The organism is Candidatus Pelagibacter sp. HIMB1495 (assembly GCF_052047955.1).
Classification (GTDB): Bacteria; Pseudomonadota; Alphaproteobacteria; order Pelagibacterales; family Pelagibacteraceae; genus Pelagibacter.
In genome coordinates this window covers 1,355,976-1,369,973 of sequence record NZ_JBNAIQ010000001.1, presented here as the reverse complement: position 1 = coordinate 1,369,973, position 13,998 = coordinate 1,355,976, and the positions used below count along the sequence as shown (strand labels likewise).

Below are 13,998 nucleotides of genomic sequence, written 5' to 3'. Positions count from 1 at the left end.
AATGCCAAAATCTAAGTCAGCTTATAGCTCTCCATCTATAAAACAAAAATCAGATACTTATATTTTTGTGGTTTGGGTTGATAATGAGGCGGGTGTTCTTGCAAGAGTAGTCGGCCTATTTTCTGGAAGAGGTTACAATATTGAGTCTTTGGCAGTAGCAGAAATTGATGCTATCAAAAACATATCAAGAATAACAATTGTAACAACTGGAACACCACAGGTAATTGAACAGATTAGACTACAATTAACCAAATTAGTACCTGTACACAAAGTTGCTGAATTCAAAAGAGACGATAAAGACGTTATTTTTAAAGAGATGGCTTTATTCAAAATTGTAGGAAAAAAAAATAAAATTGAAAAATGTTTAAATGCTTGTAAAAAATTTAACCCAGTAGTATTGGATGAAACAAAATCATCTGCAGTTATTCAAATAACAGCACTTAGAAGAGAGATTGATAAAATGAGCAAAAAATTAAAACCCTTGGGACTTATAAGCACTTCAAGAACAGGGGCAGTTGCAATGACAAGAGGTGCAAAAATTTTTAACTAATTAATAGGAGATAAATTATGAAAATGTTTTATGAAAAAGATGCAGATGTAGATTTAATTAAAAATAAAAAAATTGCAATTTTTGGTTATGGAAGCCAAGGTCATGCTCATGCACTTAATCTAAAAGATAGCGGAGTTAAAGAGATAGTTGTTGCTTTAAGAGAAGGATCATCAAGTGTTGCTAAAGCTGAATCAAAAGGTTTAAAAGTGATGAATTTATCTGATGCAGCTGCTTGGGCAGATGTTGTTATGATATTAACTCCAGACGAATTACAAGCTGAAATTTATAAAAACCATATTGAACAAAGAGTTAGAGAAGGAACAAGTATCGCTTTTGCTCACGGCTTAAACGTTCATTATGATTTAATTAAAGCAAGAAAAGATTTAGATGTATTTATGGTTGCCCCAAAAGGACCTGGTCATTTAGTAAGAAGTGAGTATGAAAAAGGTGGTGGAGTTCCATGTTTGTTTGCAGTTCATCAGGATGGATCTGGTAAAGCAAGAGATTTAGCTCTTTCCTATGCTTCAGCAGTAGGTGGAGGAAGATCAGGTATTATTGAAACTACTTTCAAAGACGAAGTTGAAACAGATTTATTTGGTGAACAAACTGTTTTATGTGGTGGTTTAGTTGAACTAATTAAAAATGGATATGAAACTTTAGTTGAAGCTGGGTATGAACCAGAGATGGCATATTTCGAAACAGTTCATGAAGTTAAATTAATTGTTGATTTGATCTATGAAGGTGGAATTGCAAATATGAATTATTCAATTTCAAATACTGCTGAATATGGTGAGTATCAATCTGGTCCAAGAATTATCAATAAGGAAGAAACTAAGAAAAGAATGAAAGAAGTTTTGTCAGATATTCAATCAGGTAAATTTACTAAAGAGTGGATGGATGAGTGTAAAACTGGTCAAAAAAACTTCTTAGCAACTAGAGCAAAATTAGCTGAGCATTCTGTTGAAAAGGTTGGTGCAGAGCTTAGAGCTATGATGCCTTGGATTAGTAAGAAAAAATTAGTTGATAGTGATAAAAGCTAAATTTCATTGCTAAATTATCACTACTATAATCTAATTATTTAACTTATACTTTTTAAATAAATTTAAAACATGAGGGTTAAAATGAATATTAAAAATATAATCAAAATATTGTCTTTGGTTTTAGTATTTGGATTTTCTTCTGCATCAGCTCAAACAATTAAATGGTCTATGCAAGGAGACAGTTTAACACTAGATCCACATGCACAAAATGAGGGTCCAACTACGCAAGTATCTAGACAAGTTTATGAAGCACTTGTTGAAAGAGGTTTGGATATGAAAATAGGACCTGCTTTAGCTACGAAATGGAAAACAACTGATCCAAACACTTGGATATTTACTTTAAGAGAAGACGCTAGATTTTCTGATGGTTCAGGAATGACATCCGAGGATGTGGTTTTTAGTATCTTAAGAGCCAAACAAAGAACATCTGATTTTAAAGAATATATTAGCACCATATCTGGTGTAGAAGCAGTTGGAGATTATGCTGTTAAAATTACAACAAGTAAACCAAATCCAATTCTTTTAAATCAATTGTCAAACATTTTTATAATGTCCAAAGCTTGGTCTGAGAAAAATTTTGCAACATCACCTCAAAATTGGGACGCTGGGCAAGAAACATTTTCTGCTGTAAATGCTATGGGTACTGGACCTTTTAGAATAACTAAAAGAGAACCTAACACTAAGACAGTTTTTAAGAAAAATAAATACTGGTGGGGTGAGATGAAAGATAAAGGTCTTTCTTCAATTGAATTACTACCTATTAAAAATGCTGCAACAAGAGTAGCAGCGTTATTGTCAGGTGAGATTGATATAGTAACAGATGCACCGGTGCAAGATTTAGCAAGAATTGGTTTTTCTCCAAATACTAAAGTTGAAAGTACCGCTCAAATGAGAACAATTTTCTTAGGAATGGATCAAGCTGCAGATAAGTTAAGAACAGGAAATACAGGTGATAATCCTTTCAAGAAAAAAGAAGTTAGACAAGCACTTTATCAAGCAATTGATATTGAAGCCATTAAGAAGAAAGTTATGAGAGGTTTAAGTGAACCTGCAGGTATAATAACTTTCCCAGGTGTAAATGGTTATACAGCTGAACTTGATAAAAGATTACCTTATGATCCAGAGGCTTCTAAAAAATTATTAGCTGAAGCTGGATATCCTAATGGATTTGAAGTTGAGTTAAGATGTCCTAACGACAGGTATGTAAATGATGAAGCTATTTGTACAGCTGTTGTTGGAATGTTGGGTAAAGTAGGTGTTAAAGTTAATTTATTTGCTCAAACAAAAAGTAAACACTTCAAGGAGCTAAAAGATAATCAAGGTGATTTCTACATGCTAGGTTGGGGTGTTCCAACTTTAGATAGTCACTACGTTTTTCATTACTTATATGAAACAGGTGCTAGTTGGAATAGAGTTAACTTTAGTAACGCTGAAGTAGATGCTGCAATTAGAGTAATGGAAGGTGAAGTAGATTTAGAAAAAAGAAATGCTGCAATTGCAAAAGCTTGGAAAATTGTAAAAGATGATATTTCTTATCTACCTTTACACCACCAAGTAATTTCTTGGGCTTCTAAAAACAATGTTAGTGTTCCTATAAGACCTAACAATGAGCCATTATTTAAAACTGCAGTTTACGGTTCTAAATAATTAAAAATTATTACAAGCCCTTTAGTTATTTAAAGGGCTTGTGAACATTAAATCCTCTTAACTTGATAAAATATTTCTTTAAAAGACTATTCCAATCAGCTTTGGTGATGCTTGTAGTTGCCTTTGTTTCTTTCTCTCTTTTTAATTTTGTTGGAGACCCAATAAACAATATGGTTGGGGAGGAAACTTCTGATGAAGAAAGAGCTGAATTAAGGGAAACTCTAGGATTAATGGATCCAATCCATATTCAATTCTCTAGGTTTGTGGTTAATGCATCTAAGGGCGAATTTGGTATATCTTATCAATTAAGAAGACCAGTATCTGAACTAATCACCGAAAGATTGCCTGCTACAATTGAACTTGTAGTAATTTCGGCTCTAATAGCATTGATAACTGGAACTTTATTAGGTGTTTATACAGGTATTCACAGGAAAGGTTTCTTGAGTGACTTTATCTTGGCAGTATCTTTACTTGGAGTGTCACTCCCCACATTTGTAATAGGTATATTATTTATATATTTATTTGCTGTAATTTTGGGAGTGTTACCTTCATTTGGAAGAGGAGAAGTGGTTGATTTAGGATTTTGGACAACAGGTTTTTTGACAGTTTCAGGTCTTAAAGCAATAATACTTCCTTCAGTTACGTTAAGCCTTTTTCAAATGACTTATATTATCAGGTTAGTAAGAGCCGAGATGATGGAAATTTTACAAACTGATTATATAAAATTCGCTCGAGCTCGTGGAATAAGTGAGAAAAGCATTAAATACAAACATGCATTAAAAAATGGCTTGATACCTGTAATAACAATTGCTGGAATTAACATTGGAACCTTAATTGCGTTTTCAATTATAACAGAAACTGTTTTTCAATGGCCTGGTATGGGTTTTTTATTCATCCAAGCTGTTCAGTTTGTAGATATACCAATCATGTCAGCATATTTAGTTTTTATCGCATTTGTTTTTGTGATGATAAATTTTATTGTAGATATTCTTTATTATTTCATTGATCCGAGAATCAGAATTAAGGGAGACACTGCAAGTGGATAATAATTTAAATATGACAAGATGGGAAAGAATTAAGGATAGTGACATTTATCACAGCTTTATTAAATCTCCGACAGCAATTATATCTTCGGCTATTTTATTCATAATTTTCTTCTGTTCTTTTTTTATTGAATTTTTAACACCATATACACCTTTTGATCCATCATCTTTATCCTTAATGGATGCATTTACACCCCCTTCTTGGACAGAAGATGGTTTGGCACAATTTATTTTAGGAACAGATGGTCAAGGAAGAGATATGTTATCAACCATATTATATGGATGTAGAATATCTCTTATTGTTGGTTTTGCTGCAATTATATTTAGTCTAGTTCTTGGTGTTGGTTTAGGATTAACAGCTGGATATTTTGGTGGCAAATATGAAATGGTAGTAATGAGGCTAACAGATGTTCAGTTAACTGTACCAAGTATATTGATGGCACTCTTGGTTGATGGAATTGCAAGAGGATTAATTTCAAGAGAAATGCATGATGAAATGGCGATCTATGTTTTGATTTTTGCTATTGGGATTTCTGAATGGCCACAATTTGCTAGAGTATCAAGAGCAGCAACTTTAGTTGAAAAAAATAAAGACTACGTATCTGCATCAACAATTATTGGTATTTCAAACATTGTGATAATGTTTAAACATATTCTTCCAAACATCATGAGACCTGTTATGGTCATTGGAACAATTGGTTTAGCCCTTGCTATCTTGGCAGAGTCGACTTTAAGTTTTTTAGGTGTTGGGGTTCCTCCAACAACTCCTTCTTTAGGAACCTTAATAAGATTAGGTAATGATTTTTTATTTTCAGGAGAATGGTGGATTACATTTTTCCCAGCAATTTTTTTGGTAATTTTAGCTTTTTCAATTAATTTATTAGGAGATTGGATGAGGGACACTTTAAATCCAAAATTAAAAAAATGAGTTTTTTAAAAATAAATAATTTAAGTGTTGATTATAAAATGCGTAAAGAGACTGTTTACGCAGCCAAAAACGTTAATATTGAGGTAAATAAAGGTGAAATTTTAGGATTAGTTGGAGAGTCTGGTTCTGGAAAAAGTACTGTTGGAAACGCTATAATTAATTTAATTGATGAGCCAGGAAAAGTATCGAGCGGCTCAGTAATTTTGGGAAACTTAAATATTCATGAAAATTCAGAGAGTATAATTAAATATCGAGGAAATAAAATTGGATTAATATTTCAAGACCCACAAACATCTTTAAATCCAATATTAACAGTTGGTGATCAATTAATTGAAACTATACAAACTCATCTAAATTTAAACAAAGAGGAAGCAAAAAATAAATCTATTAATTTATTAAAGGAAGTTGGAATTAAGGATGCTGAAAAAAGATTTAACGATTATCCTCATCAGTTTTCAGGAGGAATGAGACAAAGAGTGGTTATTTCTTTGGCCTTATGTTGTGAACCGGAATTATTAATTGCCGATGAACCTACTACTGCTCTAGATGTTTCCATTCAATCACAGATTTTAGATTTAATTAAAAAACTAACAAAAGAAAGAAATTTAGCTGTGATTTTAATCACTCATGATATGGGTGTAATAGCAGAAACAGCTAATCGTGTAGCTGTGATGAAAAGCGGAGATTTAGTCGAAATTGGCGAGACAAAAAAAATTTTAACAACTCCTCAACAAAGTTATACCAAGAGTCTTGTGAGTTCGGTTCCACCTACGAATAAGAAAATTTCTAGATTTGTAATAGTAGAAAAAGAAAATAAAAATAAACAAAATAATATCAAAATATTGAATAGATGGACTAAAAAACAAATTATCAATCAAGATTTAGTACAAGTAAAAAATCTCAATAAAAGTTTTGATGATAATTTTTTTACAGAAAATTCTAAAAATTCTGTATTAGCTGTAAATAATGTTTCATTTGAAATAAAAGAAGGTGAATCATTTGGACTAGTAGGCGAAAGTGGAAGCGGAAAATCTACTATTGCAAAAATGATTGTGAATTTATTTAAACCTTCTTCAGGAGATATATTTTTTGATAAAACTTGCATTACAAAAATAAAAAATAGATCAGAATTAATGAAATTTAGGAAACAAATACAAATGATATTTCAAGATCCCTATTCATCATTAAATGGTAGATTGAAAGTAAAAGATATAATTGCTGAGCCTATTACACTTCACAATCCTTCTATTTCTAACTCAGATCTAAATAATTATATAAATGACTTATTGGACTCAGTTGAAATGACTCAAAAATCAGCAAATAGATATCCACATGAATTTTCTGGCGGTCAAAGACAAAGAATTTCTATTGCAAGAGCTTTAGCAACACAGCCAAGGCTCTTAGTTTGTGATGAACCCACATCTGCACTAGACGTTAGTATTCAAGCGCAAATATTAAATTTGTTAAAAGATCTTCAAGAGCAATTAAATTTAACAATTTTATTTATTAGCCATGACTTACCGGTTGTAAGACAAATGTGTGATAGAATTGGAGTTCTAAAAGATGGCAAGTTATGTGAAGTTTCAAATACTGAAGATTTATTTTTGAACCCTAGCCATGAATACACAATGGAACTTTTACACTTGATGCCTAAAATTGAGTCTATTTATAATTAATTTTTGTATCACCTAAAATACACGAAAAAATTTAGCTATTTATACTAATTATTTTGCAATCTCTCTTATAGATTGTATTATAGATTTTCCAAAAATTTTTATTATGAGCGACAAAGATAGAGTCTTTATATTTGATACAACTATGCGTGATGGTGAGCAATCACCTGGCGCATCAATGAGTTTGGAAGAAAAAATTCAGATTGCTCGAGTATTTGATGAACTGGGAATTGATATTATCGAAGCGGGTTTTCCTATAGCATCACCAGGAGATTTTGAGTCAGTTTCTGAAGTTAGTAAGATTTTAAAAAATTCTATACCAGCAGGATTGTCTAGACATTCAGTAAAAGATATTGATAGAGCATATGAAGCACTAAAGCATGCTCCTAGATTTAGAATACATACTTTTATTTCTACAAGTCCATTACATATGAAGCATAAATTAAATATGTCACCTGAAGATGTTTATGAGTCAATTGGAAAACACGTTTCTTATGCAAGAAAATTTACTGATGATGTTGAGTGGTCATGTGAAGATGGGACAAGAACTGATATGGATTATATGTGTAAAACAGTTGAGCTTGCAATTAAAAATGGAGCAACAACAATTAATATTCCTGATACTGTTGGTTATACAATACCTTCTGAGTTCACAACAATCATTGAAACGCTTTTAAATAAAGTTCCTAACATTGATAAAGCAATTTTATCTACTCATTGTCATAATGATTTAGGTTTAGCGGTAGCTAATTCTTTAGCTGGCGTTCAAGCAGGAGCAAGACAAATTGAATGTACTATAAATGGTTTAGGTGAGAGAGCAGGTAATGCTGCATTAGAAGAAGTTGTAATGGCAATTAAGACAAGACCAGACTTAATGCCTTACGATACTGGAATTAACACAACTTTATTAAGCAAGGCATCAAAGATAGTTTCAAATGCTACTGGATTTCCAGTCCAATATAATAAAGCAATTGTTGGAAAAAATGCATTCGCACATGAGGCAGGCATTCATCAAGATGGAATGTTAAAAAATAGACAGACTTATGAAATTATGACTCCAGAGAGTGTTGGAGTTAAACAAACCTCATTAGTAATGGGCAAACATTCTGGACGTCATGCTTTTAAAGATAAATTAAACAGTTTGGGTTATCCAGATTTAACAGATGATGTAGTAGGAAATGCATTTGCAAAGTTTAAGGTTTTAGCAGACAAGAAAAAACATGTTTATGATGAGGATATTATTGCATTAGTTGATGATAGTTTAATTGTTGATAATAAAGTTAGTGCAATTAACTTGAAATCATTAAAAGTATTTGCTGGTACAGGAGAACCTCAAAAAGCAGAGATGACTTTAGATGTTTACGGAGATGTAAAACAAGCTTCAGAAACTGGGGATGGACCAGTTGATGCAATATTTAAATGTATAAAAACTCTTTATCCTCATGATGTAAATTTACAGCTTTATCAAGTGCATGCTGTAACCGAAGGTACTGATGCTCAAGCAACCGTAAGTGTAAAAATTGAGGAAAATGGAAAAACTACCGTGGGTCAAGCGGCAGATACTGATACTTTAGTTGCTTCTGCAAATGCCTACATAAATGCTTTAAATAAAATGATAATTAAACGAGATAAAACAGCTCCAATGGAGCAAGAAAGTCAAAAGGTAAGGGGAATATAATGGGGTTATTCGATAGCGTTAAAAAAGTATGGAGCCAAGATATGGCAATTGATCTTGGAACAGCAAATACACTAGTGGTATTAAAAGGAAAAGGTGTTGTTCTTAACGAACCATCTGTCGTTGCAATTGTTGATCAAGGTGGAAAGAAAAATGTTTTAGCTGTTGGAGATGAAGCCAAAACAATGCTTGGAAGAACACCTGGGAATATTAGTGCTATCAGACCTTTAAGAGATGGTGTTATAGCAGACTTTATAGTTACAGAGGAGATGATCAAACACTTTATAAAAAAAGTTCATAAAGGAAGTACTTTTGCTAATCCTAGAATTTTAATATGTGTACCAACTGGTTCAACACCAGTTGAAAGAAAAGCAATTCAAGACAGCGCATTAGCTGCGGGAGCAAGAAGAGTTCAATTAATTGAAGAACCAATCGCTGCAGCTATTGGAGCCGGACTTCCAATTTCTGAAGCCACAGGATCGATGATTGTTGATATAGGTGGTGGTACCAGTGAGATAGCAGTCATGTCATTAGGTGGACTGGTTTATTCTAAATCCCTAAGGGTTGCTGGTGATGCTATGGATACAGCAATAGTAAATTACATGAGAAAAGAATACAATTTACTGATTGGAGACACTACTGCTGAAAAAATTAAGAAAGAAATGGGTACAGCTATTCCAACAGGAACTAATACTTATCCTGTAAAAGGTAGAGATTTAAGATCAGGTACTCCAAAAGAAGTAAACATTACCGAAGAAGATACTGCTGAAGCACTTAATGATATTTTGAAAGAAATGGTTAATGCAATCAAAGATGCTTTGGAAAATACTCCTCCAGAATTATCTGCTGACTTAGTAGATATGGGTCTTACTTTAACAGGTGGTGGAGCTTTATTAAAAAATATTGACAAAAGATTCTCAAAAGAAACAGGTTTACCAGTGCATGTTGCTGATGATCCATTGTCTTGTGTTGCAGTTGGAACTGGTAAAGCTTTGGATCAAGAAGAAACTTTTTCTACTATGTTATCTGAATATTAAAAGATGGTAAAAGGCAGAGATGACTTTGTAATTGCCTTAAGATCTGTTTTTTTAAAAAAGAAAGATCAACAAAAGTTTTCGCTTATAAGCTTAATTATTTTATCTGTTGTTATAATAATTTTAAGCAATTTTAATTTTAAACCAATTCAACTTGTTAAGTTAGGAATTAACGAAGTAATATATAGATCTTCTTATGTTGTGTCTGTACCAGAAAATAAAATTGAAGAGGTAATATCTAAAATTAAATCACACCTTGATTTTTATAAAAATCATCAAAACCAATTAATTAAAATAGAAAATACAGATGAGATTAAAGTATTAAATACTATTTTAACTGCTGAAAATAAAAGACTTAGAGAGTTGATTGATGAAAGCATAAATTCAGAAGATATATTTGCAAGAGTTTTAATTGATAGAGAAAGTCCATATTTAAAATCAATAGTTTTGAATAGAGGAACTAAAGACAATGTAAAAATGGGAATGGCAGTAATGGATCGAAATTATTTGGTCGGTCAGATTATTGAGGTAAATTATTCAAATTCAAGAGCTCTACTTCTGTCAGATTTAAATAGCAAAATACCAGTAGTAATTCAGCCCCCATTTCTACAAGCTGTAGCCTCTGGAACTGGTAAGGATCATGGAGTAATCGAATATACCAAAGATGAGTACAAAGAAAATCAGATTGAAAATGAGGCTGTTGTATATACCTCTGGTCTTGCTGGTATTTTTAAACCAGGTATTCCAGTTGGTAAAATAACAAATAGTTCCGATCAACTAAGTTTTTTTTCTGATTTTGGACAATTAAGTTTTGTAAAGATTGTAGAATTTAAAATAGGGAAGGGTCAATAATGGCTTCATTGAATAAAAGTACATTTTTTAGATCATTCCTCTCTTATTTGCCGATTATTCTTTTGTTTTTTTCAGTGTTTAATGAATTTGATTTTAATTATTTAAAGTTAGATTATTTTTCATTCAATTTCATTTTCATTTTAATCTTTTTTTGGACTTTAAGAAATCCAGATTACCTAGGATATTTCTCAATTTTCTTAGCAGGAATTATTAACGATGTAGTAATTGGTATTCCAATTGGAATAAGCAGTTTTTGTTACTTACTAATCTGTGCCATTACCTCATATATTAGACAAATTACACTAAGTCCAAAATTTATAAATGATTGGCTTTCATTTATTATTGCTGTTTTGCTTATCAATTCAATTCAAGTAATAATTTTAGACTTAGTATTTTTATATCAGGTTGATTATATGGACTACTTAATAAACTCTGGTTTTACTTTTCTATTTTACCCATTTTTTTTTATTTTATTTAACATTTTAAATAGCAAAATTTCAAATAAACAGAATGATTAGCGGTAATTCAAGTATTAGAAAAACAGACGTAATTAATAGACGGATGTTTATTATTGGTGCTGCAAAAGTAATTATTTTTACAGGAATTATAGCTAGACTTTTTTCTCTGCAAGTTAACGAAAATAAAAAATATCTTACTCTTTCAGATAAAAATAGAATTAGAGAATGGAAGTTGCCACCAATAAGAGGTGATATAGTGGATTACTTTGGCAATGTTATAGCCGGAAATTTAAAAGTATATCAACTTCATATAATTCCAGAACAAGTTGAAAACTTCAATTATTTGTTAACTCGATTAAAAACTCTACTTAACCTGAGTGATAAAAAAATAGAAAAAATTGTAAAATCAAAAAATAAATTAAAACCTTGGGAAAGTATTATTGTTTCTGAAAACTTATCTTGGAGTGATTTTTTAAAAATAAATAATTATTTATATGACTTAGTTGGTGTTAAACCAGTTATGACCATTTCAAGAAATTACCCTTTTAGCGAAACTTATACTCATATTCTAGGATATGTCAGTCAACCTAATGAAGAAGAAATTTTAGCTAATGAAACTGTTCAAGAAAGATTTGTTCCAGGCATGAAAATTGGAAAATTAGGTCTAGAAAAAACTCTAGAAAATTACTTAATTGGTACAAATGCTATCCAAAGGTATGAAGTAAATGCTTATGGGAAAAGAATTAATCAACTTGAACATCAAAAAGGCAAACAAGGTTTAAGAGTAAGATTAACTGTTGATACGGAGGTTCAGAAAGCTTGTGGAAAACTTTTAAATGATCGCGCTGGATCTATAAGTGTAATGGATATTTATACTGGCGATATCATAGCAATGTACTCTTCTCCATCTTACGACCCAAACAAATTTTTATTTGGAATAAGTAATGACGATTGGTCATTAATTAGAAATAATCCATTAAAACCACTAGTAAACAAGACACTTGCTGGACTTTATTCACCAGGATCTACAATAAAACCAATTGTAGCTTTATCTGCTTTAGAAAATAAAATTGTTAGTCCAAGTTTTAAAGTTAAATGCACTGGTAAGATGGAGCTCTATGGACAGACCTTTCACTGTTGGAAAGAAAAAGGCCATGGATTTGTAAGTTTAAAAAATGCAATGAAACAATCATGTGATACTTATTTTTATGAAGTTGCAAGATTACTAGGAGTAGATCGATTAAATGTTACAGCTGAAAAATTTGGACTTGGTAAAAAAGTGTTAGGAGATTATTTTGATCTTGAAAAATCAGGTTTATTTCCAAACACTAAATGGAAAAAAAATAATCTTGGAAAAGGATGGGTGCTTGGAGAAACATTAATAACTGGAATAGGTCAAGGTTATACGCAAACAACTCCACTTCAATTATGCCTTATGACAGCTCAGATTGCTAATGGAGGTTACTCTATAAAACCAAGAATAATAGTTGATAATAATACTGTTTCTTTCGAAGAAGCTAAAAATAAATTTGAAGAAGAGTCTTTATTTTCTGAAGAAAAAAAATTATTTGAGAATCCCAAAAATATAAAAATTGTTCAAGAGGCCATGTTTAGTTCAACTAATGAATTATACGGTACATCATACAAATCTAGAATAGACGATCCAAAATATCAATTTGCTGGCAAAACTGGAACTGCGCAGGTTAAGAGAATTAGCATGCGAGAAAGAGAACTTGATCTTAAAATTGAGCAAATACCTTATAAAGACCGAGATCACGCATTATTTGTTGCTTATGGTCCGTGTATTAATCCAAGATACGCATTAAGTATTATAGTTGAGCATGGTGGCTCAGGAAGTAAAACTGCAGCACCAATTGCAAAAGAATTGTTCAAATTAATAATTGATAGAAACGATTTAAGAAATAAACAAAAAAATTTTGAGGAAATAGAAATTTGATGTTTCAACACGATAGATTAAATAACGAACTTACTTTTTGGCAAAAGGTTAAAGAGTTAGATTATATTTTACTGATAAGTATATTTTTACTTTCAATATTAAGTTTATTTGTGATGTATTCAACAGATGGAGGAGAAATTCTATTTCATACAAAAAGTCATTTTAGTAAAATGGTAGTCTTTTTCCCTTTAATGATTTTAATTGCGTTTTTTAATATTAGATGGTGGCACAACTTTTCATACTTGTTTTATATATCTGTAATTCTTTTACTAATTTATGTTTCTTTTTTTGGAATAAAATCATCAGGCTCAAGAAGATGGATGGATTTATATTTTTTTAATTTACAGCCATCCGAGTTAATGAAAATAGCAATTATACTTTGCTTAGCAAAATATTATCACAGGGTTAAAATTGAAAATGTAAACTCAGTTACAAGTATCATGACAGTAATAACTATTATTTTAATACCAATTATTATGGTGCTCTCACAACCAGATTTAGGAACTTCAATTCTCATTGCATCAAGTGGACTAATTGTTTTATGGTTGGGAGGCGTTAAGATAAAATATTTTATTTATTCTTTTATAGTTTTTTTAATATCACTACCTTTTGTAATTTCTTTCTTAAAGCCTTATCAAAAATTGAGAATATTGACTTTTTTAGACCCTGATAGAGATCCATTGGGCGCTGGTTATCAAATAATTCAGTCAAAAATAGCAATAGGTTCTGGTGGCTTAGAGGGCAAAGGTTTTTTAAAAGGCACACAAAGCTATTTGGATTTTTTACCTGAAAAACATACTGATTTTATATTCACTTTATTTTCTGAAGAGTTTGGATTTATAGGATCAGTAGGATTATTGGTTTTGTATTCAATTATCATTATCAGAATTTTGAGAATAGGTGCTATCTCAAGAAGCAATTTTTCAAGGTTATTCTGTTTTGGATTTGCCTTTGCAATATTCATTTATATTGTTGTAAATCTTTCGATGGTCTTGGGTTTATTGCCAATTGTGGGTTCTCCATTACCAATAATGTCCTATGGAGGTTCCTCTATGTTAGCAACTATGATCGGGTTTGGTATTGTTCTTAGCGCCAAGATAAATCATAAACAGATGATTGCTTAAAATATTTATTTTAATTA

General features: G+C 31.2%; 12 protein-coding genes. All 12 read left to right on the top strand.

Annotation, left to right across the window (positions count from 1 at the left end; translation table 11 throughout):
* The first annotated feature begins 1 nt into the window (after position 1).
* The 12 genes from ilvN (at position 2) to rodA (ending at position 13,981) form a co-directional block, all read left to right on the top strand.
* Positions 2-550, top strand: coding sequence for an acetolactate synthase small subunit (gene ilvN, locus ACTTAW_RS07365; protein ID WP_440651811.1), 549 nt, complete (start codon positions 2-4; stop codon positions 548-550).
* A gap of 17 nt (positions 551-567) precedes the next feature.
* A complete protein-coding gene (gene ilvC / locus ACTTAW_RS07360) occupies positions 568-1,590 on the top strand; it encodes a ketol-acid reductoisomerase (RefSeq protein WP_440651809.1) in 1,023 nt (340 codons plus the stop codon).
* Between the two features lie 81 nt (positions 1,591-1,671).
* Positions 1,672-3,237 (top strand): ABC transporter substrate-binding protein, encoded by a 1,566-nt coding sequence (locus ACTTAW_RS07355; protein ID WP_440651807.1) that lies wholly within the window; start codon positions 1,672-1,674, stop codon positions 3,235-3,237.
* 62 nt (positions 3,238-3,299) lie between these two features.
* Positions 3,300-4,283: an ABC transporter permease gene (locus tag ACTTAW_RS07350; protein ID WP_440651805.1), complete on the top strand. Its 984-nt coding sequence runs from the start codon at positions 3,300-3,302 to the stop codon at positions 4,281-4,283.
* A gap of 10 nt (positions 4,284-4,293) precedes the next feature.
* On the top strand, positions 4,294-5,208 hold the full coding sequence (locus tag ACTTAW_RS07345; protein WP_440651920.1) for an ABC transporter permease: 915 nt from the start codon (positions 4,294-4,296) through the stop codon (positions 5,206-5,208).
* Positions 5,205-6,884 carry a dipeptide ABC transporter ATP-binding protein gene (locus tag ACTTAW_RS07340; protein ID WP_440651803.1) on the top strand — a complete coding sequence of 560 codons (1,680 nt, stop codon included), beginning with the start codon at positions 5,205-5,207 and terminating at the stop codon, positions 6,882-6,884. The genes ACTTAW_RS07345 and ACTTAW_RS07340 overlap by 4 nt, the downstream gene beginning before the upstream one ends.
* A 103-nt stretch (positions 6,885-6,987) precedes the next feature.
* Positions 6,988-8,559 carry a 2-isopropylmalate synthase gene (locus ACTTAW_RS07335; RefSeq protein ID WP_440651801.1) on the top strand — a complete coding sequence of 524 codons (1,572 nt, stop codon included), beginning with the start codon at positions 6,988-6,990 and terminating at the stop codon, positions 8,557-8,559.
* Positions 8,559-9,593, top strand: coding sequence for a rod shape-determining protein (locus tag ACTTAW_RS07330; protein WP_440634269.1), 1,035 nt, complete (start codon positions 8,559-8,561; stop codon positions 9,591-9,593). Before ACTTAW_RS07335 ends, ACTTAW_RS07330 begins: the two co-directional genes overlap by 1 nt.
* A 3-nt stretch (positions 9,594-9,596) precedes the next feature.
* Positions 9,597-10,442 carry a rod shape-determining protein MreC gene (gene mreC, locus ACTTAW_RS07325; protein ID WP_440651799.1) on the top strand — a complete coding sequence of 282 codons (846 nt, stop codon included), beginning with the start codon at positions 9,597-9,599 and terminating at the stop codon, positions 10,440-10,442.
* Complete coding sequence (gene mreD, locus ACTTAW_RS07320) at positions 10,442-10,960, top strand: rod shape-determining protein MreD (RefSeq protein WP_440651797.1); 519 nt, start codon at positions 10,442-10,444, stop codon at positions 10,958-10,960. Before mreC ends, mreD begins: the two co-directional genes overlap by 1 nt.
* The gene (gene mrdA, locus ACTTAW_RS07315; protein WP_440651795.1) at positions 10,953-12,857 is read left to right on the top strand and encodes a penicillin-binding protein 2; all 1,905 of its coding nucleotides are present in this window, start codon (positions 10,953-10,955) and stop codon (positions 12,855-12,857) included. Before mreD ends, mrdA begins: the two co-directional genes overlap by 8 nt.
* Complete coding sequence (rodA, locus tag ACTTAW_RS07310) at positions 12,857-13,981, top strand: rod shape-determining protein RodA (protein ID WP_440651793.1); 1,125 nt, start codon at positions 12,857-12,859, stop codon at positions 13,979-13,981. Before mrdA ends, rodA begins: the two co-directional genes overlap by 1 nt.
* The last annotated feature ends 17 nt before the right edge of the window (positions 13,982-13,998 follow it).

Bases quoted from the DNA above. Each gene is read 5' to 3' on its own strand.
- ACTTAW_RS07330 (WP_440634269.1), top strand. From the start codon at position 8,559: ATGGGGTTATTCGATAGCGTTAAAAAAGTATGGAGCCAAGATATGGCA.
- ilvC (WP_440651809.1), top strand. From the start codon at position 568: ATGAAAATGTTTTATGAAAAAGATGCAGATGTAGATTTAATTAAAAAT.
- mreD (WP_440651797.1), top strand. From the start codon at position 10,442: ATGGCTTCATTGAATAAAAGTACATTTTTTAGATCATTCCTCTCTTAT.
- ACTTAW_RS07335 (WP_440651801.1), top strand. From the start codon at position 6,988: ATGAGCGACAAAGATAGAGTCTTTATATTTGATACAACTATGCGTGAT.
- mrdA (WP_440651795.1), top strand. From the start codon at position 10,953: ATGATTAGCGGTAATTCAAGTATTAGAAAAACAGACGTAATTAATAGA.
- rodA (WP_440651793.1), top strand. From the start codon at position 12,857: ATGTTTCAACACGATAGATTAAATAACGAACTTACTTTTTGGCAAAAG.
- ACTTAW_RS07345 (WP_440651920.1), top strand. From the start codon at position 4,294: ATGACAAGATGGGAAAGAATTAAGGATAGTGACATTTATCACAGCTTT.
- ACTTAW_RS07340 (WP_440651803.1), top strand. From the start codon at position 5,205: ATGAGTTTTTTAAAAATAAATAATTTAAGTGTTGATTATAAAATGCGT.
- mreC (WP_440651799.1), top strand. From the start codon at position 9,597: ATGGTAAAAGGCAGAGATGACTTTGTAATTGCCTTAAGATCTGTTTTT.
- ilvN (WP_440651811.1), top strand. From the start codon at position 2: ATGCCAAAATCTAAGTCAGCTTATAGCTCTCCATCTATAAAACAAAAA.
- ACTTAW_RS07355 (WP_440651807.1), top strand. From the start codon at position 1,672: ATGAATATTAAAAATATAATCAAAATATTGTCTTTGGTTTTAGTATTT.